This window comes from Streptomyces sp. NPDC056486 (genome assembly GCF_042795295.1).
In the GTDB taxonomy this organism is placed as follows: Bacteria; Actinomycetota; Actinomycetes; order Streptomycetales; family Streptomycetaceae; genus Streptomyces.
This window is the reverse complement of sequence record NZ_JBHTSF010000015.1, coordinates 37,295-57,338: the sequence shown is the minus strand read 5'-3', so window position 1 is coordinate 57,338 and position 20,044 is coordinate 37,295. Positions and strand designations below refer to the sequence as shown.

Below are 20,044 nucleotides of genomic sequence, written 5' to 3'. Positions count from 1 at the left end.
AGGACTCAGGCGGCGCACGGGGCTCCCGACAACTCGCCAGTGGCGAAGGGCCCGACACCGCGGGTCAGTTGAAGCTTGGTGGTACCGAACGTGCGACAACCACATGGCAAGGGCTCGCACCCGCCACTCAGGGTGCCGATAGGTATAGTCCACTTCTCGGCAGCAGAGCAAGATCGAATGCAGCTTGGGCCAGCAGTCTTTCCCGAGTTGAGACCTCGCAGAGATACGGACTGGTTCGTTCACGGCGTGAGCAAACTCCGTCACGGTGACGTGACGGAGCGTCTGAGGGCGGGCCCCTGCCCCACGCGTGTCCGGCGGCCCCTCCAACAGCGCCTTTGGAAGGCCTGCAGGGTTCCTTTGGCGGGTGGGGACCACGATCACATCTGCCGAGTCCTCCCGCGTCCGCACCGGCCGCACTCCGCAGACGAGGGGATCCTCCTTGCCCGCCCACCGGAACTTCACCGACCTGGTTCTTGAGCAGTGCGTGCGCCGCGCCGGGCAGGACGCGTACATCTTCCTGCACGACGGCGGAACCGTGAGCGATCGCGAACACCTCACCTTCGGCGACCTGGAAACAGCAGCCCGGCGTCTGGCCTCCTGGCTTCAGGAGAGGGAACTGCAGGGCGAGCGCGTCCTGATGTTGTACGACCACGGACTCGCCTTCACCAAGGCGTTCACCGGCTGCCTGTACGCCGGCGCCGTCGCCGTCCCCTCACCGCTGCCCGGCGGACACGGCCAAGCTTTCTCCCGCGTCACCGGCATCGTCAAGGACGCCGGTGTCCGTGTCGTCCTCACCGACCTGGCCAGTCTCGACGAGGTCACCGGATGGCTGGAGAGCGAACACCTCACCGGCATCGAGGTACTCGCCACCGACCAGGACGGTTACGGAGCCCCGGAGCGCTGGCAGCCCCCCACGATCCGCCCGGACGATCTCGCCTTCCTTCAGTACACCTCCGGCTCGACCAGCGAGCCCAAGGGCGTCATGGTCTCGCACCGCAATCTGCTCGCCAATGAAGAGGTGCTCGTCTCCGTGCTCGGCACCGCCGACGGCGACGTGCTCGGCTCCTGGCTGCCGTACTTCCACGACATGGGCCTGATCGGCTTCATCCTGCATGCCCAGTACACCGGCTGCACCCTGGTGCAGATGGCACCGATCTCCTTCCTCAAACGCCCGTATCGCTGGCTGCAGATGATCACCGACTACAAGATCGCCGTCTGCGGCGGCCCCAACTTCGCGTACGACCTGTGCACCCGCCGCGTCACCGACGCTCAGCTCGCTGCCCTGGACCTCTCCAGCTGGAAGTCGGCCGTCAACGGTTCGGAACCGATCCGCGCCTCCTCCATGCGCGACTTCGCGCAGCGATTCGCCGGCGTCGGCTTCCGGCCCGGCGCCTCCCACCCCGGCTATGGCATGGCCGAGGCCACCCTCGGCGTCACCGGCAGCGACCTGGGCGTGGAACCAGTCGTCCGAGTCTCGTCGGCACGGCAGTTGGAGCGGGACCTGCTCATGGACGCCGAGCCCGGCGAGCCGCTGCGCGAGGTCGTCAGCTGCGGCCGCCCCTACGGTTTCGAGATGCTCATCGTCGACCCGGAGAGCCGCGCGGTACTCCCCGAGGGGACGGTCGGCGAGATCTGGCTCTCCGGGGAGAGCGTGGCACGCGGCTACTGGAAGCGTGACGAGGTCAACCGAGAGATCTTCGCGGCCCGCACCGCCGACGGCCGTGGGCCGTACCTGCGCACCGGCGACCTCGGGGTCCTGTCCGAGGGCGAACTGTATGTCACAGGGCGGCGCAAGGAACTGCTCATCTTCCAGGGCCGCAACCTCTATCCGCAGGACATCGAGCAGACCGTCCAGTCGCTCATGCCCGCGCCCGCTCAGAGCCCCGGTGCCGTCTTCACGGTCGAGGCGGCCGACCGCGACGTCGCTGTCGTAGTGCAGGAGTTGCGCCCGCGCGGCATGAGCGCCATCGATCTGGAAGCACTCGCTCAAACTGTGCAGTGGAGCGTTTCCCGCGAGTTCGACATCCCCGTCGGCGGCATTCTGCTCGCCCGGCCGGGCACCGTCCGCAAGACCACCAGCGGAAAGATCCAGCGCACCCTGATGCGCGAACTGTTTCTGGCCGGTGAGCTCAAGACCCTGCACGAACTGCTCACTCCCCAGGTCGCCGCACTGATCGGCCGCAAGGTGAACGGGCTCTCCCCCGTCTGACGCCCGACTGCTCCGGCGCACCTTCGACCCGTGCGGCGTGCCGGTGTCCGGCTGACGGGCGGGCGCGCCAAGCCCCGCCGAGACGGCCCACGACGTTCCACCCCACCCCCGAGGAGCACCGTCATGACCACTGCGGCCCACGACCACGTCGTCGCCGAGCTGTGCCAGTGGCTCACCGAGCGGCTGGCGCTCCACGTGCGCCAGTCGCCCGACGCGATAGGCCTTGAAGTGCCGCTCGCCGCCTACGGACTCGACTCCGTGATCGCACTGAGCCTGTGCGGCGACGCGGAGGACGCGTACGGCATCGAGCTCGACCCCACCGTCGTCTACGACTACCCGACGATCGTCGAGCTCGCCCGCCACCTCGCCGGTGTCCTCTCGGAAAGCACGCACTCATGAGCGCAGTCGCCATCGTCGGCCTCGACTGCCGCTTCCCCGGAGCGCCGGACCCCGCTGCCTACTGGGACCTGCTCATGCGGGCCGCGGACGGCGTGGACGAAGTGCCGTCCCAACGCTGGGACGCCGCCGCCTTCCACGACCCGGACGGCGGGCCCGGCCGCACCAACACCACTCGGGGCGGGTTCGTCGACGATCCGGACGCGTTCGACCACGAGTTCTTCGCGCTGTCGCCGCGCGAGGCCGGCGCCATGGATCCCCAGCAACGCCTGTTCCTGCAGACCGTGTGGCGCGCACTGGAGGACGCGGGCATCCCGCCGCAGCGCCTGAGCGACTCGACCACCGGCGTCTATGCCGGGATCATGGCCTCGGAGTGGGGTCAGCTGCACCTCTCCCGATACGAGGAGATCACCGCACACACCGGCGCGGGCAGCGGCTACTGCATGGTGCCCAACCGCATCTCGTACCACCTCAACCTCAAGGGCCCGAGCCTGGCGGTGGACACCGCATGCTCCTCGTCCCTGGTCGCCGTCCACCTCGCCGTGAACGCACTGCTGTCCCGTGAGGTCGACCATGCTGTCGCGGGCGGCGTCAACCTCCAGCTGACACCCGCGCTCGGCATCTTCTATACCGCGACGGGCCTGTCCGCGCCCGACGGCCGTTGCAAACCGTTCAGCGCCCAGGCCGACGGTATCGGCCGAGGCGACGGGGTCGGCGCGGTGGTGTTGCGCCGCCTCGACGACGCCCTCGCCGACGGTCAGCAGATCTACGCCGTCATCCGGGGCACCGCCGTCAACCAGGACGGTCGCAGCAACGGCCTGACCGCGCCCAGCCGCTGGGCACAACAGGAGGTGCTCGCCGCCGCGCTGCGACGGGCCGACGTCGATCCGGCGCAGGTCGCCTTCGTCGAGGCGCACGGCACCGGCACCGCACTCGGCGACATGATCGAGACCCGCGCCCTCGGACACGTCTACGGCAGCGGGCGCGCCAAACCCTGCGCGGTCGGCTCGGTCAAGGGCAATCTCGGCCACACCGAGGCGGCCGCCGGGATCGCCGGGCTCATCAAGGTGGCCCTCTCGCTGCAGCACCGGATCGTGCCCGTCAGTCCCTTCGCGACCCGCGAGAGCCGCAAACTCGGCCTGGCCGAGCACGGATTGAAGCTCATCAAGTCGCCGCTGCGACTGCCCCCGGGGCCCCAGTCGGCCGGCCTGTCCAGTTTCGGTATGGGCGGCACCAACGCCCATGCCGTCCTCGAAACGGCCCCGGTGGGCGACCACAGACCCGTCCACATCGGCGACACCTCCCCACCGACCGTGTTCACGCTCAGCGCCAACAATTCCGAGGGTCTGCGCCGCAACATCGAGGCCCAGGCTGCTGCGCTGTCCCGACGCGGCCACGAGCCGCTCGCCCCGCTCGCCTGGACCAGCAACCAGGTCAAGACCGGCCTGCCGCACCGCTTCGCCGTCGCTGCGCGCACCACCTCCGAGCTGGTACGCCGCCTGAACGGGGCGGTCGCGGACGCCGAGGAGTTCAGCGCGCTGACCGGCCACCCCGAGGGCCCGCACCAAGTGGCTTTCCTCTTCACCGGGCAGGGTGCTCAGTTCCCCGGCATGACCAAGCCGCTGTACGAGGACTGCGCCTCCTACCGCCGTCACCTCGGCGACGCCGACGACGCCCTCCGGCCTCATCTCGGCCGTTCGGTACGCGACCTGATCCTCTCCGGCGACGAACGCGTCCACCGGACCGACAACGCGCAGCCCGCGCTGTTCGCCGTCGGCTACGCCATGGCGCGCACCCTCATCGACCTCGGTATCGGCCCCACCGCCGTACTCGGCCACAGCATCGGCGAGTTCGCGGCGGCCGTCACGGCCGACGCGCTCTGTCTGGACGACGCCGCCCGGCTGGTCGCCGCCCGCGGCAGTCTCATGCAACAGCTCCCGGATGGCGGGGGCATGATCTCCGTCCGTGCCGCGGCCGGCGATCTGGCCGAACTCGTCGCGGACGAACCGCTCGTGGACATCGCCGTCCACAACGGGCCGCAGGCCACCGTTCTGTCCGGGGACATCGAGGCCCTCGAACGGATCGCCCGCACCCTGCGCGAGCGCGGTGTCGAGCCCACGGCACTGCGCGTCTCGCACGCCTTCCACTCCACGCTGATGCAGCCCATGCTCGCCGCATTCGGCCGGGTCGCCTCAGCCTGCCGCCCCCGGCCGCCCCAGGTTCCCTTCTACTCGACCGTGCGCGGCCGAGCCCTGGACGACGAGGCACTCGACGGCGGCTACTGGACCGACCACGTCGACCACCCCGTGCACTTCGCGGACAGCGTCACCGATCTGATCAAGGACGGCCCCCGGCTGCTCGTGGAGATCGGCCCGCGGCGGGTTCTCGCCCCGCTCGTGCGCAGACTCCGGGCCGCCGACGACCTCGTGCTGCTGGCCCCCGGCACAGGTGAGACGGCCGGCGGGCAGGAACTCGCTGAGACGGTCGCGGCACTTTTCAGGTCCGGAGTGACCCCGCGATGGGAGGCGCTCTACGACGCCGACGACCGCACGTACCAGCGTCTGCGGCCCTACGAGTTCAACACCCGGCACCGGTTCTGGCACGGGGTCAAGGTGTCCGCAGGGGAAGGGGCCGAGAGCGGGCTCGCAGCGTGGGAGTCGATCTCCCCCGCTGTCTGCGCGGCTCCCGCCGCCTCTGCCGACCAGCCCTCGCGCGATGACCCCGTCACCGACGCCGTTCTCGGCGCCATCGCCGCGACCGGTGGATACGCGCCGGACGAGATCGCGCTGCGAGCCCGCTTCTACGAGGACCTCGGCTTCGACTCGGTCACGATCATGCAGCTGAAGACCAAGGTCGAGACGGCGCTTCCGGAGCTCGCCGAGTTCTCCGTCCAGCAACTCCTTCCGCATCTCGCCTCGGTGGGCGCACTGATCGTCTTCCTGCGCGAGCACACCGCCGAGGCCGCCGGACCCCCACGAGACACCTCAGCCAAGGAAGGCCGCGCGTCATGACAGATCAGCCGGCGTACATCGCGTCCGTGGGCACCGCCCTGCCCGGCGACCCCATCGGCAACGAGGAACTCGCCAGACGGTTCGGCATCGACGCCGACTGGATCGAGGTGTTCATCGGCAACCGCACCCGGCACTTCGCCGTGAACCTCGACGACGGCGAACTCCGGCACACCCTTGCCGACCTCGCCGCCCGGGCCGGCGCCCGTGCCCTTGCCGCGTCCGGCGTCTCCCCGGACGACATCGGCTTCATCGTGATGGGCACCGCCACCCCGGACGCGCTGATGCCTGCCACCGTCAACCTCGTCGCCGACCAACTCGGCCTCGATCAGCTGCCCACATACCAGCTTCAGTCGGGCTGTGCCGGGGCCCTCCAGGCCCTCGATCTGGGACGCACCATGATCACTTCCGGTACGCACAAGGCCGGTCTCGTCCTCGGCGGCGACGTCTGCGCCAAACATCTGCCGCTGGACCAGGATTTCGCGGGCCTGGCCCCTTCGGAACTGGTCAACTTCGTTCTCTTCGGCGACGGCGCGGGCGCCGCCGTGCTGACCGCCGAGCCCGTCGGTGCCCGGCTCTGCCTGCTGCGGGTACTCAACCGGCTCATCGGCCTGGGCCGCGAACCCGGCCAGACCGTCGAGTGGTTCGGGATCGCCGACCGGGACTCCGGGCGCCAGGCCCTCAAGGAGGACTACAAGGCGATCGAGTCCACCGTGCCGGTGATGGCCTCCGAAATCCTCTGGGAGCTCCTCGACGAACAAGGCTGGAACGAGAGCGATCTGCACTACCTGTTGCCGCCGCAGCTGTCGGCCCGGATGACCGAACGCATCGTGGAGGAGATGAGCATGCCCTTCGCGACGGAGATCTCCTGCGTCGCCGACACCGGCAACACCAGCAACGCCCTGCCGTTCATGCAGATGTCCCGTCTCGTCGACCTCATCGAACCGGGTCAGAAGGCCATCGGCGTCGCCGTCGAGTCCAGCAAGTGGATCAAGGCGGGCTTCGCGCTGGAAAAGGTCTGAGCGACCGCGGGACAGCCAGGCGAACGAGGAGACGAGGAAGACGACACCCATGACGACATACGACGACGTGACCGCCGCAGCGCCCGCGGCAGCGCCGCCGACTCCCGATCCACTGGCGCAGATCCGCGCCTGGAATGCCGAGGCGACGCTCGTCGAGCACTATCCGCAGACGCTCGCGCTGCTGTCCGGGCTCGGCCTGTCCGCGCGCGCCTCGATCGGTCAGCTGCTCGCCCGGCTCGACACGGAGGAAGTGCTGCGTCGCCACCCCGACACACCGGTTTTCACGGTCGCGGTCACAGGGCACTCGACCCTGGTGGGCCTGACCGCACCGCTGACCGGTGAACTGGCCCGCCACGGGCTTCTGTTACGCCATCGGCTCTGCGACTACGACGGCTACCTGCGCGACCTGGCCGACCCCCGCAGCGACGTGTACCGCCAGGACGCGGATCTGGTGCTGTGCGTCCTGGACGCCGAGTCCGTCTTCGACGAGCTGCCCGTGCCCTGGCAGGTGGAGGACGCGGAGGCCGCACTGACATCCCGGCTCGCGCAGCTCTCCGCGCTGGCCGGGACCTACGCGGCAGAGGGCTCCGGCACTCTGGTACTCAACACGCTGCCGCTGCTGACCCGGTTCACTCACCAGCTTGTCGACTGGGCGTCGCGGGCCCGGCTCGGCGCCGCCTGGCGGAGGTTCAACGCCGGTCTCCTCGACCTGAGCGAGCAGCACGCCGACGTCCTCGTTCTCGACCTCGACCCGCTGGTCGCCGCCGGCGGCCCCGTGGCGGACCCGCGCCTGAGCACCTACGCCAAGGTCCGGCTCAGCGACGAGACCCTTGTCGCGTATGCCGCCGAGATCGGCCGTCTGGTCGGCGCCCTGACGGGACGCACCAAGAAGTGCCTGGTCCTCGACGCCGACGGCACCCTGTGGGACGGCATCCTCGGCGACGACGGCCCCGAGGGCATCGCCGCCGCGGGCAGCTTTCGCGGCGAGGCGTTCGGCGCCTTCCAGCAGGTGATCAAGCAGCTCGGCGCGCAGGGCGTACTCCTCGCGGTGTGCAGCAAGAACGACCGAGAACCCCTCCTGGCGGTGCTGCGGGACCACCCCGACATGGCGCTGCGCGAGAACGACTTCGTGGACGTGACCGCCAACTGGCAGCCGAAGGACGGCAATCTGCTGGCTCTTGCCGAGCGGATCAACCTGGGCGCGGACAGTTTCGTCTTCACCGACGACAGTCCCTTCGAATGCGGTCTCGTCGAGGCGGGCGTGCCCGGCGCCGCCGTGATCCGGCTCGACGACGAACCCGCCCTGCACATCGACAAGCTGCTCGCCGACGGCTGGTTCGACGTGCGGGAGGTCACCGACGAGGACCGGGCCCGCGGTGCCCGTTACCGCACCGAGGCGGCACGCCAGGAGTTCTACGCTGACGCCGGGTGCGTGGGGGACTATCTGGCGGGACTCGGTGTCACCGTGCGCTTCTCGCCGCCAGGCCCCCTGGAGGTGGCCCGGGTCGCACAACTCACCCAGCGCACCAATCAGTTCAACCTGACCACACGGCGTCTTCAGCCCGACGACGTGCGCACCGCCCTCGACGACCCCGCTCAGCTCGTCCTCGCCGTCCGCTCCGCGGACCGGTTCGGCGACAACGGTCTGGTCGGAGCGGTCTTCGCGCACCTCTCCGACGACGGTCTGCACCTCGACAACTTCCTGCTCAGCTGCCGCGTCTTCGCCCGCGGCATCGAACAGGCCTGTCTGGCCGCGCTCCTGTCCACCGCGCGCGCCTCGCGCGTCCCCGCGGTGCACGGCAGGTACCTGCCGACCAAGAAGAACCACCGCATGCGCGAGTTCTACGCCGAAAACGCCTTCGTCAGGAGCGGCGGCGGCGGGCGGGAATCGCGTTTCACCCACACGTTGGACGCCATCACCCCGCCGCCGCCCCATGTGGCCCTCGACGCCGACCTGACGGCGCTCACCGAGGCAGCCGCCCGCGCCCACCACTGATCCACCACTGCTGAGGACACCACCATGGCCGCACTCGCAACGCTCGACGACTATCTCGGCATCCTGCGTGACCTCGTCGGATTCCCTGTCACACCCGAGGAACTCGACACTCCGTTCGACCAGTTGAACGGCTGGGACTCCGTGCACCTCCTTAAGCTGGTCACCGCCATCGAGCGTGAGGCCCAAGTGCGCCTGCCGGTCACCCGCGTCCTCGAGGCCCGGTCGCTGAACGAGATCTTCGGCATGGCGGTGACCGGATGAGCTCCGCGCCCCGGCCGGACGTCGTCCCCGAGCGCCAGCGCCGCCACACCCTCTACTTCCTCGAGCACGCCTTCGCGCGGCAACGCACCGTCTCCATCGACACCGAGGTCGACATGACAGCCGTCGTCGCGCACCGACGGGCCGCCCGCGCGGAAGGCCGCAGATACGGTCTCGTCAGCTACGTCGTGTGGGCGGGCGCCCGCGCCGTCGCAGCTCATCCGGAGGCCAACTCCTCGCTGACCGGCCGGTTCGCTCCCCGGCTCGTACGACACCCCACGGCCACCGCGAAGGTCGCCCTCGACCGCACCCGTCAGGGGCGGCGCGTGGTGCTCTCGGCGCTCGTCCCGGAGGCGGAGCAGGCCTCGCTCGACGAGATCCAGGACGTCATCGACCGCTACCGGAACGCGGATCCGGAACGCGCCCCCGAGTTCGCCGGGGTCCGCAAGATCAACCAACTTCCCGCTCCCGTCGGCTCATTGCTGTTCCGACGCCTCATGAGCAGGCCCGCCGCACGCGCCGCTGTGCTCGGCACCTTCTCCGTCAGTTCCCTCGGGAGCCGCCCCATCGACGCCTTCTCCGGTGCGGGCGGCACCGCCGTGACCCTCAACGTGGGCCAGATGCGGGACCGCGCCTGGGTCCGGGACGGAGAGCTGGCCGTGGCGCCTGTCATGCGGGTCAATCTCACCTTCGACCACCGGGTCGTCGACGGCGCGCCGGCGGCCGACGTCCTGGGCGACATCAAGACCACCCTGGAGGGCTTCCATGCTGACCGAACAGCACCGGGCGCCGCGGACGACCATTCCCGAGCCGCTGCGGATCGCCTCCCCCAGACCCTGGAATGAGGTGCGCGACACGGTCGACCGCCAAGGCACCGCTCTGCTGTACACCACCCTTGACGACTGCCCCGCCGCGCCTTTGGGCACAGCGGGCCTGCGTCGCCTCCTGGGTGGGGACCTCGACCGCTACGAGTCCTTGGGGCGCCCCGGACTGCGCCGTCGGTTCACCGCGTCCCGCGTCCTGTTGAAGGAGGCGGCCTCCGCCGTCCTGAGGGTGCCCGCCGAGAGCATCGAGCTGGCGTACGAACCAGGCGGGCGCCCGTACCTGCGCGACTACGACCAGGTCGACATCAGCCTGAGTCATACCGACGACGTGCTGCTGGTCGGCATCACCACCCGCGGCCTCATCGGCGTGGACGTGGAACGCACCGAGCGGCCGATGTACGGGTTCGGGCTCGACCGGAAGATCTGCACCCCACATGAACTCGGTCTCCTGGAACAGCTTCCCGCGGAGCGTCGCAACGCGGAGCTCGTCCGGCTCTGGACGCTGAAAGAGGCGTACAGCAAGGCCGTCGGACAGGGGCTGCGCCTCCGGTTCACCGAGGTCGAGTTCTCCGTCGGCCGCGAGGAAGGGCGTGTGCTGCACCCGGACGGGCAGGTCGACGCCGACAGTGAGTGGATCTCTCGCACTTTCGTCCTCAAGGAGGGCTACCGCGTCGGCGTCGTCGTCCAGGACGCCGGGGGCGGCACGCTCGCCGAGCGCGCGGCGGACGACCTGTTCAACGCCGGTCTGACCTCCTGGCTCATGAGTGCCGAACAAGGCCCGACCACTCCACCTCCACCAGAGCGACAGAGAGGCTGAGACCCGTGCACGACCTCACGGAACTCAAGAACTTCGTCATGCTGCACGCCAGGGCCCTCGGGCTCGACCCTGGCGATGCCGCCACCGTGCTCGGCCGCATCCGGCACGACGACGGCTGGGACGGACCTGGCTCATGGACGGGAGAGTGGAGCTCCCTGATCGACCGGTCCGAGGCCGCCGGTGATCTCCCCGGCGTCGTCTGCCGCGCCATCCTGGCGAGCTTCCCCTATCCCGACGGCGCGGCGCGGCGAACCGCCCGCGACCGCGCCCTGAGCGCCTTCGACCGCTGGCGACGCACGCTTCCGGATGTCGGCCGCCTCGATGTGGCCATCGGCGACGCGACCGTGCGCTGCTGGACCACGGGGCTCGACGGCCCCGTCCTGAAACCGGTCGTCGTCGTCACCGGAGGCATCGTGAGCGTGAAGGAGCAGTGGGCGCCGTTCCTGCTCCTGGCACAGCAACTGGGTGTCGCGGCGGTCGTCACCGAGATGCCGGGCGTCGGCGAGAACTCCCTGCCCTACCGACGCGACAGCCACCGCATGTACGGGGCGGTGCTTGACGCCCTCACGGATCGCGCCGACACCACCCGTGCCGTCCTTGTCGCCCTCAGCTTCAGCGGCCATCTCGCACTCCGGCAAGCCGTCGACGACGCCCGGATCCGCGGCGTCATCACGGTCGGCGCGCCGGTGCGGGGATTCTTCACCGACGGACAGTGGTGGCCGCGTGTACCGGCGCTCACCACCCACACGATCGCCCACCACTGCGGAGTCCCGCTCGAAGGTCTGCGCGCCCATCTCCAGGACTGGGGTCTGACAGACTCCGAACTGGCCTCACTGGACATTCCGGTCGCGTACGCGCGCAGCCTGCGTGACGAGATCATCCCGGGCGCCGATGCGGACCTCCTGACGCGGCACGTCCCCGATCTGGACCTGATCTCCTTCGACGACGTGCACGGCTCGCCGTCTCACGTCGACGAGACCCGCGCGTGGATGGCCAGGGCCGTCGCCCGAATGACCGGGGCAGGCGTCGGCGACGACGACAGGGTTCCCACCGTCGGCGCGCTGCAGGGCGGGGAGGGCCGTCAATGACCCGCTACCTGCCGCACCCTCCGGCGGGCGGCGCGGACCTGAGGCTGTTCTGCTTCCACCATGCCGGCGGCAGCGCCTCCGCGTTCCGCGGCTGGAGCGACGTCCTCGGCCCGCGGGTCGAAGTCGTGCCGGTGCAGCTGCCCGGCCGCGAGAGCCGGATCCGCGAACCGCGCTTCACCCGGCTCATGCCGCTCGTCACCGAGGTCGAGGCCGCCCTCGCGGGCTACTTGGACCAACCGTACGCGTTCTACGGGCACAGCATGGGTGCTCTGCTCGCGCACGCGCTGGTCGACCGGGCGGCTCCCGGTACGCGGCTGCCCGAGACGCTCATCGTCGGCGGCTGCCCCGCCCCGCACGAGGGGCCCACCCTGAACCTGCCCCGGGGCATGTCCGACCCAGAGCTCGCCGAGCTCCTGATCGGGATGGGCGGACTCCCCGCCGAACTGGCCGACCAGCCCGAGTGGTTGGCGGCGCTGCTGCCGGTGATCCGTGACGATCTCGCGGTCTGCGGCGATCGCTGCCCGGCCCCGTCGCGCCGGCTGCCCGTCCCCCTGCACGTACTCGCCGGGCACGACGACCTCCTCGTCGACGTCGACAAGGTCCTCGCTTGGCAGGAGCACACGTCGGAATCCTTCCGGGCCGAGGTGCTCCCCGGGGGCCACTTTTTCGCCAGGGACCGACCCGAGGCATTCTTCAGCGCCCTGATCTGGGCCGTGCACGCACACGTCCCCAGCAGCAGCTTCCTCAACGCCTGCTGAATCAGCGGGGCACCACAGGAGAATGAGGGGCCGCGATTCACATCCATATCCGCATTGGATTTCCATCCACCTTCGCGGATAGTTTACGCGGCACTGAGCGACCGCCGAATGTTAAGGACGTCTGTCCACGCCGTTCTCATTCCGCTTGAACCGTGCGCTTGACGCATTCTTCGGCGGGAGATGACTGAACGGGCCGGACCCCGCACGGCGGAACCCGTAGTTCCTTATTGTCTGCGCGACAATACGGATTCATTGCCTCCGGTCATGGAGTTTCTGGGGATTTCCAGAAACAAGGCCCGCCAAGGGCCGCCCGGGACCCGCTTCCCTTCCTCGCGCATTTACGAGGAAGGGAAGCGGGGCATCTCCATCAGGAGCCGTAGAGTTCCGGCAGCGCAAAGGCGAACGAGCAACGGTCGCCTTCCACGTCGGCAGTGCGCGCCGACTGAAGTGTGACATCCGCTTCGAGCACTGCTCCCGGGGTCACCCGGACCGGTCCGACGCTTCCCGCGACGACGGCATTGCGTCCCGTCGCGGAGGTGAGCGAAACCGCCTCGATCTTCCACATGCCTGCGGGCACGTGAGAAATACTCCAGGTGTCCGCGGACCTCTGCATGCGGTAGCAGCGGGCGGGCACGCTGCTACCGGCGGGCCCGGCACGGAAGGCCGCCACGAAGGCGGCCGCGTCGTCCAAGCCGTCGGACCTGTACAGACGGCCCTTGACGGTGCCATAGGCGAAGGACGCGTCATCCTGCCCACCCGCGACCTCGACCGCGTCCGGACCGAGGCTCGTCATCTTGCGGTACTGCCCGGGCGACACACCGAACGTCCTGCTGAAGCGCGTGGTGAAGGAGCCCTGGCTGGTGTAGCCGACCTGGTTCGAAATGTCGGCGACGCTTGTGTCGGTGTTGAGCAGCTTCCGCTTCGCTTCCTCCAGGCGCACCGCAGTAAGAAACTGCGCCGGCGGCAAACCCGTTTCAGCCCTGAACAGCCGGGCCATGTGAAAGGGAGTGAGCCTGGCTATCTCCCCGAGATCACTCAAGGACAGCGGCTCCTCGTACCTCTCTCTTATTCCCTGGACAACACGCTCTATTTCTACCCTCATCCGGACCCCCGTGTTTGGTGCAAAATCCGTGACACTGTAGCGGAGAAACAAGCAAAAATGAAGCAATCGCGGTAGTGAACCAAGGGCCTACAAAACTTGTCAAGGGCAGTCTAAGCTGCCGATCAAGCACACCGACTGTCGTCGACAGCAGCATTTCTTGATCAATAGGACACTGATTCTTGTTCGGAAGATTGTGGCGACGGGGAGCCCCACGATCAGCGCCGACAGGTCACCGGCTAACCCGTTCGGCCGCCGTCGACGGCCGAACGGTCCTGTGAGCACGAGTGGCGGCGACGCGGCGTCGAGAGCGCCGCGTCGGCCGGGCCCACGGACGGGCCGACGAAACGATTCAGCCAGGTCGCACACGCCCCTGGGCGATCACGGCCGGACGAACGAAAGGATCCGGCTTCGATGGCCGACACACGCCTCAGGACGAAGGAGAGGAGCAAGGAAGCCGGAACGCAGTATGGCCGGAATTGGATTGCCTCTGACCGAAAATCGCGAGTGACATCCCGGCCGTCCACTGGGGCACCGAGGTTTCGCACTCGCCGTGACAAGGCCCGCGACCAGCGAGAGACGCCCAGTGCGGCGCAGCGGGCAGAAGCCCGACCGGCCCGCGAGCAATCTGAGCGATGACAGTGAGTTGACGAAAACAGGAAGCTTGAATAAGCCGACGGAATGCCGGAACGAGGGGTGGCTTAAACCCTTGGCATGTCCTAGAAACGGGGGAACCACATGCGGCTTCAACTGCTGGGCCCAGTGCGAGCGTGGCGCGATGATGCCGAACTGGCGCTAGGCCCTCCCAAGCAGTTGGCGGTCGTGGGACTGCTGGCCAGCCGCGCGAACGAGGTCGTGCACGTCGAAGAGATCATCGACGCCGTATGGGGCAGCGACGTCCCGCGCACAGCCGTCAACGGAGTGCACACCTACGTGGGCGGGCTACGCCGCGTCCTGGAACCGGAGCGCGGCAGCCGGGAAACCAGCGGCCTGCTCGTCTCATCCAGCGGTGGCTACTTTCTGCGCCTCGCGCCGGAAGAGGTGGACGCCCATGTCTTCGCCCGCCGCCACTCCCGGGCACGCCGGCTGCGGGCCGACGGTGACCTGGCGGGCGCAATCGGGGTGCTGGAGACGGCACTTCCCCTGTGGCACGGTGACGCGTTCGCGAGCGTGCCAGGACCCTTCGCCGACATGGAGCGCATCCGCCTGCAGGAGCTGCGTCTCTCGGCCACCGAGGAGTGGGCCTACGCCCTGCTCGCGCTGGGGCGGCACTCCGAAGTGTGGTCGCCACTCAGCGCGTTGATGGCGAGGGAGCCGTTGCGTGAGAAGCTGCGCTGGCTGCTCATGCTGAGCCTCTATCGCTGTGGCCGCCGCGCCGAGGCGCTCAACCTATACCACGACACCCGCATCCTGCTCCGCGACCAACTGGGCATCGAACCGGGGCGGGACCTGAGCCTCCTGCACCAACAGATGCTGTCCGACCATCCCGATCTGGGCGCCGACGCGCAGCCCGACGGCCGCGGAAGTGCCACGGCGCACACAGCTGCGTCGGCCGACGATCGCGCACCCGCCATCTGGAGCGCAGTACGCCCTGCCCAACTCCCTCCCATAGCACGCGGGTTCACCGGAAGAGCCGCGGAGAAGGCGCAACTGATACGGCTCGCCACAGACTCTGACGGCACCCCGTCGGGGCGCACCACCATGGCAGTGGTGACCGGTCCGCCCGGCGTGGGCAAAAGTGGGCTCGCGCTGCGCGTCGCCTACGACCTGGCCGATCAGTTTCCGGACGGTCAGCTGTACGTCGACCTGTGCGGCACGAACGCGCACCGCGAACCGCTCACGGCGACGGAGGCGCTTGCGCAGGTGCTGCGCAGTCTGGGCATCGACGAAACGCTCATTCCCGGGGACCTGGCCGGGCGAACCGCCCTGTACCGCAGCCTGCTCTACGGCAAACGCACGCTGCTCGTCCTGGACGACGCGTACGCCGCCGACCAGTTGCGGCCGCTCATTCCGCAAGGGCCCGCCTACGTCCTGATCACGAGCCGTTGGCGACACAGCGGCCTCGTGGCGCGGGACGGCGCCTACCGCGTGGAGCTCAGCCCGCTCAGCCCCGAGGAGTCGATGAATCTCCTGGCCTGTCTGACCCCCCTGGAGCGGATGAAGGCGGAGGCCGACGACATAGCGGCCCTCACCCGGCTCTGCGGTCACCTCCCGCTGGCCCTGCGCATCATCGCGGAGATGCTCGCCACGATGCCCCATGTGTCGGCGCACGAGTTCGTGAAGGCCGTCGCGGACCGCCGGATGGACCGGCTCGACGTGGTGCGCGACGCGGCGGCAAGCCTGCGGAGCGCCTTCGCCCGGTCCTACCGCACACTGTCGCCCGATGTCTCACGCATGTTCCGGTTGCTGGGGCTGTGCGAGGGAGCCACCATCACCGCCGACGCCGCTGCCACCCTCGCGGGAACGGACGTAGGGCACGCACGCCGCCTGCTGCAGTCCCTCGCCGAGGCGCATCTGCTGATGGAGACCGGCGAAGGCACCTATCGCTTCCAAGAGCTCATCGGTGCCTACGCCAACGAGTGCTCGGACGAGGAACCAGTCCCGGCCAGAACCGAGGCACTCGACCGCGCACTGCGTCTGTACGCCCGCCACGACGACGCACCGACGCACGGCGAAAGCCTCTTCAGCAGGCGCCACTTGGCCTCAAGCGACTGCCGCTGACCACCTTCTGGGGCCTCCGCCAACAGCATCCAGAGGGTGTCCAGAGGCTCTGCAGATACAGCGACGCAGACTGATCGTGCACCGTGCGCAAGAGAACGATGCCCGCGTTCTGCGGGCCGTCCAGAAGTCGGCAAAGGGAAGGTCTACGCATGTCATCCACTCTCTACGGCATCCCCGAGCACTTCGACGCCATCGTGATCGGTGGCGGTCCCGCCGGAGCAACCACAGCCGGCCTCCTGGCGAAGCGCGGCCACCGCGTCCTCGTCCTGGACCGTGAGCGGTTCCCCCGCTACCACGTGGGCGAGTCGCTCATCCCCGCGTTCATGCGCCCGATGGAAGAGCTCGGGCTGCCCGAGAGGATGGACGCCCGCGGCTTCGAGCGGAAGTACGGCGGCTCGCTGGTGTGGGGCAACGAGCAGGTGCCCTGGAACTTCTCCTTCGTGAAAGGCGGCGCCCACGCGTACGCCTACCACACACGCCGCGCCGACCTGGACTCCTTGATACTCGACCGGGCCAGGGAGCTGGGTGCGTACATCATCGAGGACGCCACGGTGAAGGAGCCGCTGCAGAACGAGGACGGCCGGGTCACCGGGGTGCGCTTCGCCGTACGCGGCGAGGAGGACATCAAGGAGGCGACCGCCGGCCTGGTGATCGACGCGTCGGGGCAGGCCCGCGTGCTCAGCCGCCGCTTCACCGATCTGCGCTGGCACGACGAGCTGCGCAACGTCGCCGTGTGGACCTACTTCGACAACTGCGACCGGCTGCCCGGCGACGAGTACACCAACATCCTGATCGAGGGACTCGACGACGGCTGGTTCTGGGCCATTCCGATCGACAAGGGCACCATCAGCGTCGGCTACGTGACGCGCTCCGCCACCGTCGGCGAGTCCGACCAGTCGCTCCAGGAGCACTTCGCCGCCGAACTGGAGAAGTCCACCAAGCTGAAGAAGATGCTGGCGCCCGGACGTCGCTCCGCCGGCTTCCGCACCGCCCGCGACTGGTCGTACCACAGCAATCGCTTCTACGGGGACGGCTGGGTGCTCGTGGGTGACACCGCGGCCTTCGTCGACCCGCTGTTCTCCACCGGAGTGGCGCTCGCCACGCTGGCGGGCAGTGTCCTGGCCAAGATCGTCGACCAGGTGATCAAGCACCCGGAGATCGAGGAGAAGGCGCTCGACCGGTATGCCACCGCCTACTCGGGGTTCTTCGACGAGATCCGCGAGTTCGTCGAGCGCTTCTACGACCGCACCAAGTACAAGGAGTTCTACTTCAGCCTCGCCCAGGAAATGATCGACCCGGAGAAGAAGGACGAGCCGTCCGCGGACTTCGTGAAGCTGATCTCCGGTCTCAGTGGTACCCACGCGATGTTCAACATCACGCTCGACGACCTCGTCCCGGACAGCGGGGACGAGGACAAGGACGAGGACGAGTCGGCCGCGTGACCGCGCCGCGTCCCGCGCCCCCCACTGTTCCCCGCGTGCTGATTGAGGTCTCCGCAGCCCATGACCAGCCACCAAGTGCAGTTGCTCTTCCTGGATCTCGCTCTCATTCTGATGATCGCCAGAGGACTCGGAGCGCTGGCCGCACGCATCGGGCAGCCTCCCGTCGTGGGCGAGATCCTCGCCGGCATTCTGCTCGGCCCGACACTGTTCGACGGGGCACTCACCGACCGTCTCTTTCCGGATGACGTACGCCCGTTCCTGACCGCGCTCGCCCAGATCGGCGTGGCACTGTTCATGTTCGTCGTGGGGCTGGAGCTGGAGCACCGGGCGCTGCGCGGCCGGACCAGGGTCACGGCGGGCGCCGCCCTCGGCTCGACGCTGGTGCCCTTCGTCCTCGGAATCGGCCTCGCCCTCTTTCTGCTACGGGATCACCAGACCAGCCAGCGCGCCGCGTTCCTGGTGTTCGTCGGCCTGTCGGTGTCGGTCACCGCGTTCCCGGTGCTCGCCCGGATCCTCGCCGACCGTGGCCTGTCCCGCACCCACATCGGGGGCCTCGCTCTGGCCACGGCCGCGCTCGTCGATGTCGTGGCCTGGTCGGCCCTCGCCGCGGTGCAGGCGGTGGTCGGCGGAGCCGACGACTACTGGCGGGTGGCACTCCTGATCCCCTTCACGGCAGTGCTGCTCCTCCTGCGGCCTTTGCTGCGGCGGGTGTTCGAGCCCAAGAACGCAGGACAGCCGATCTCCTCGTCGGGGATCGCCGTCGCGCTGATCGGTGCCCTGCTGTCCGCGGCAGCCACCGAGGCCATGGGCATGCATTACATCTTCGGTGCCTTCCTGTTCGGCGCGGTGATGCCGCGTGAGGGCATCGGAGCGGTGCGCGACGAACTGTGCGAACGCACCGGGCAGATCACCACGCTGCTCCTGCCGGTCTACTTCGTGGTGGCAGGGCTCAAGGTGGACCTGCGCGGAGTGGGCCTCAGCGGACTCGCCGAACTCGGGGTCATCCTGCTCGTCGCCATCGGCGGCAAGGTCAGCGGCACCTACATCGGTGCCCGCAGCCAGGGGCTGCCCGCCCAGGGCTCCGCGACGCTCGCGGCTCTCATGAACACCCGCGGCCTCACCGAGCTGGTCATCCTCGGCGTGGGCCTCGAACTGGGGCTGCTGGACGGGCGGTTGTACTCGCTCATGGTCGTCATGGCGCTTGTGACCACAGCGATGACCGGACCACTGCTCCACCTGATCGACCGCCGGACGAAGGCCGAACGCCCCGACGACGAGGACGCACCGAAGGGGCAGGCCGACAAGGCCGCCGCATCAGATCGGGCGAGCGCAGGAGGGAGAGGCAACCATGCGATTGGTTGAGCGGGAACGTGAGGTCGCCGCGCTCACTGACCTGCTCCGCCAGACCGAGCAGGGCCACGGCGGCATCGCCGTGGTCAGTGGCGGCACGGGCAGCGGCAAGACCGAACTCCTCAATATCGTGCGCGGCCTTGCCACCGACTCCGGATTCGTCGCACTGCAGGCCACCGCTTCCTGGGCGGAGCGGCTCTCGCCGGGCAGTGTCCTCGAGCAACTGCCCCGGTATGCCGACACGGCGCCGGATCACAGCGGTGCCGTCTCGAAGGTGCTCGCCCGTCTGGGCGCCATCCGCGCGGACGCGGACGGCCGCACCCTTGAGCGATGGCCGCTGGACGCCGCCACCGCGGCCGCCCTGCATCAGCTGTCCACGGAGATCGTGCGGATCTCCGCACAAGCGCCGGTGTTGCTGTGCGTCGACGACATCCAGTTCACCGACTCGCTGTCCCTGCACTGGATCCTGCAACTGGTGCATGCCCTGCGTTCCTCACGCATCGCCCTGGTGGTCGCCGAGTGCACCCTCTCGAAGTCCGCCCATCCGCATCTGCACACGGAACTGCTGCGCCAGCCCAACTACCGGCGCCTGGATCTGCGTGCGCTGTCCCCGGCCGGGGTCGGTGCGGTGCTCGCCGGGCACATGGACGCGCACCGTGCGGCCGCGTTGACGGCGGACTGCCATCGCATCAGCGGCGGCAACCCGCTTCTCGTACGTGCTCTGGTGGAGGACCAGCGGCACACTGCGGCGCTGACCGACGCGAGGCAGGAACTCGTGGTCGGCGATGCCTATGCCGACACCGTGCTCAGCTGTCTGCACCGAGGGCGCACCCCTGCGCTGCGGCTGGCACAAGCACTCGCGATCCTCGACGAACCGGACACCGGAACCGGCCGACCGGTCCGGCTCCTCGACGAGGAGGCGACCGCGGTCGAACAGTGCCGCATCGCCCTGGAAGCGGGCGGGCGCCCCCCGGCGCGCCGCGAGCCGCAAACCCCCCCCCCGGGGCCCCGGCGGCGACAACAAACCACGCACCCACCCCCCCCGAATAACCCCCC

Annotated in this window: 15 protein-coding genes; 14 read left to right on the top strand and 1 reads right to left on the bottom strand. The window is 69.0% G+C overall.

The window, feature by feature from the left end:
- The first annotated feature begins 439 nt into the window (after window positions 1-439).
- From ACFQ7F_RS09340 to ACFQ7F_RS09295, 10 genes are all read left to right on the top strand, one after another.
- Window positions 440-2,209 carry a fatty acyl-AMP ligase gene (locus tag ACFQ7F_RS09340; RefSeq protein WP_383268508.1) on the top strand — a complete coding sequence of 590 codons (1,770 nt, stop codon included), beginning with the start codon at window positions 440-442 and terminating at the stop codon, window positions 2,207-2,209.
- Window positions 2,210-2,332: 123 nt separating this feature from the next.
- A complete protein-coding gene (locus tag ACFQ7F_RS09335) occupies window positions 2,333-2,608 on the top strand; it encodes an acyl carrier protein (RefSeq protein WP_383268505.1) in 276 nt (91 codons plus the stop codon).
- Window positions 2,605-5,616, top strand: a complete 3,012-nt coding sequence (locus ACFQ7F_RS09330; protein ID WP_383268502.1) for a type I polyketide synthase — start codon at window positions 2,605-2,607, stop codon at window positions 5,614-5,616. The genes ACFQ7F_RS09335 and ACFQ7F_RS09330 overlap by 4 nt, the downstream gene beginning before the upstream one ends.
- On the top strand, window positions 5,613-6,635 hold the full coding sequence (locus ACFQ7F_RS09325; protein ID WP_383268499.1) for a 3-oxoacyl-ACP synthase III family protein: 1,023 nt from the start codon (window positions 5,613-5,615) through the stop codon (window positions 6,633-6,635). Before ACFQ7F_RS09330 ends, ACFQ7F_RS09325 begins: the two co-directional genes overlap by 4 nt.
- A gap of 49 nt (window positions 6,636-6,684) precedes the next feature.
- Window positions 6,685-8,631: an HAD-IIIC family phosphatase gene (locus ACFQ7F_RS09320; RefSeq protein ID WP_383268496.1), complete on the top strand. Its 1,947-nt coding sequence runs from the start codon at window positions 6,685-6,687 to the stop codon at window positions 8,629-8,631.
- Window positions 8,632-8,655: 24 nt separating this feature from the next.
- Window positions 8,656-8,892, top strand: coding sequence for an acyl carrier protein (locus tag ACFQ7F_RS09315; protein WP_383268493.1), 237 nt, complete (start codon window positions 8,656-8,658; stop codon window positions 8,890-8,892).
- Window positions 8,889-9,734, top strand: a complete 846-nt coding sequence (locus ACFQ7F_RS09310) for a 2-oxo acid dehydrogenase subunit E2 (protein ID WP_383268490.1) — start codon at window positions 8,889-8,891, stop codon at window positions 9,732-9,734. Before ACFQ7F_RS09315 ends, ACFQ7F_RS09310 begins: the two co-directional genes overlap by 4 nt.
- Window positions 9,655-10,530, top strand: coding sequence for a 4'-phosphopantetheinyl transferase family protein (locus tag ACFQ7F_RS09305; protein ID WP_383268487.1), 876 nt, complete (start codon window positions 9,655-9,657; stop codon window positions 10,528-10,530). The genes ACFQ7F_RS09310 and ACFQ7F_RS09305 overlap by 80 nt, the downstream gene beginning before the upstream one ends.
- A 5-nt stretch (window positions 10,531-10,535) precedes the next feature.
- Window positions 10,536-11,618 carry an alpha/beta fold hydrolase gene (locus tag ACFQ7F_RS09300; RefSeq protein WP_383268484.1) on the top strand — a complete coding sequence of 361 codons (1,083 nt, stop codon included), beginning with the start codon at window positions 10,536-10,538 and terminating at the stop codon, window positions 11,616-11,618.
- Complete coding sequence (locus ACFQ7F_RS09295) at window positions 11,615-12,376, top strand: thioesterase II family protein (RefSeq protein ID WP_383268480.1); 762 nt, start codon at window positions 11,615-11,617, stop codon at window positions 12,374-12,376. Before ACFQ7F_RS09300 ends, ACFQ7F_RS09295 begins: the two co-directional genes overlap by 4 nt.
- Window positions 12,377-12,743: 367 nt before the next feature.
- On the opposite strand, the gene ACFQ7F_RS09290 is transcribed toward ACFQ7F_RS09295, so the two are convergent.
- The gene (locus ACFQ7F_RS09290; protein WP_383268477.1) at window positions 12,744-13,415 is read right to left on the bottom strand and encodes a helix-turn-helix domain-containing protein; all 672 of its coding nucleotides are present in this window, start codon (window positions 13,413-13,415) and stop codon (window positions 12,744-12,746) included.
- Window positions 13,416-14,213: 798 nt separating this feature from the next.
- On the opposite strand from ACFQ7F_RS09290, the gene ACFQ7F_RS09285 reads away from it, so the two are divergent.
- From ACFQ7F_RS09285 to ACFQ7F_RS09270, 4 genes are all read left to right on the top strand, one after another.
- Window positions 14,214-16,196 (top strand): BTAD domain-containing putative transcriptional regulator, encoded by a 1,983-nt coding sequence (locus ACFQ7F_RS09285; RefSeq protein WP_383268474.1) that lies wholly within the window; start codon window positions 14,214-14,216, stop codon window positions 16,194-16,196.
- A gap of 149 nt (window positions 16,197-16,345) precedes the next feature.
- A complete protein-coding gene (locus ACFQ7F_RS09280; protein ID WP_383268470.1) occupies window positions 16,346-17,638 on the top strand; it encodes an NAD(P)/FAD-dependent oxidoreductase in 1,293 nt (430 codons plus the stop codon).
- A gap of 60 nt (window positions 17,639-17,698) precedes the next feature.
- Window positions 17,699-19,000: a cation:proton antiporter gene (locus tag ACFQ7F_RS09275; protein ID WP_383268467.1), complete on the top strand. Its 1,302-nt coding sequence runs from the start codon at window positions 17,699-17,701 to the stop codon at window positions 18,998-19,000.
- Window positions 18,987-20,044, top strand: a 1,058-nt coding sequence (locus ACFQ7F_RS09270; RefSeq protein ID WP_383268464.1) for an ATP-binding protein, incomplete at its 3' end; no start/stop codon positions are given. The genes ACFQ7F_RS09275 and ACFQ7F_RS09270, both read left to right, overlap by 14 nt.

Excerpts from the sequence above, each read along its gene's own strand:
- ACFQ7F_RS09285 (WP_383268474.1), top strand. The coding sequence starts at position 14,214 with ATGCGGCTTCAACTGCTGGGCCCAGTGCGAGCGTGGCGCGATGATGCC.
- ACFQ7F_RS09320 (WP_383268496.1), top strand. The coding sequence starts at position 6,685 with ATGACGACATACGACGACGTGACCGCCGCAGCGCCCGCGGCAGCGCCG.
- ACFQ7F_RS09315 (WP_383268493.1), top strand. The coding sequence starts at position 8,656 with ATGGCCGCACTCGCAACGCTCGACGACTATCTCGGCATCCTGCGTGAC.
- ACFQ7F_RS09305 (WP_383268487.1), top strand. The coding sequence starts at position 9,655 with ATGCTGACCGAACAGCACCGGGCGCCGCGGACGACCATTCCCGAGCCG.
- ACFQ7F_RS09335 (WP_383268505.1), top strand. The coding sequence starts at position 2,333 with ATGACCACTGCGGCCCACGACCACGTCGTCGCCGAGCTGTGCCAGTGG.
- ACFQ7F_RS09295 (WP_383268480.1), top strand. The coding sequence starts at position 11,615 with ATGACCCGCTACCTGCCGCACCCTCCGGCGGGCGGCGCGGACCTGAGG.
- ACFQ7F_RS09275 (WP_383268467.1), top strand. The coding sequence starts at position 17,699 with ATGACCAGCCACCAAGTGCAGTTGCTCTTCCTGGATCTCGCTCTCATT.
- ACFQ7F_RS09310 (WP_383268490.1), top strand. The coding sequence starts at position 8,889 with ATGAGCTCCGCGCCCCGGCCGGACGTCGTCCCCGAGCGCCAGCGCCGC.
- ACFQ7F_RS09330 (WP_383268502.1), top strand. The coding sequence starts at position 2,605 with ATGAGCGCAGTCGCCATCGTCGGCCTCGACTGCCGCTTCCCCGGAGCG.
- ACFQ7F_RS09280 (WP_383268470.1), top strand. The coding sequence starts at position 16,346 with ATGTCATCCACTCTCTACGGCATCCCCGAGCACTTCGACGCCATCGTG.
- ACFQ7F_RS09325 (WP_383268499.1), top strand. The coding sequence starts at position 5,613 with ATGACAGATCAGCCGGCGTACATCGCGTCCGTGGGCACCGCCCTGCCC.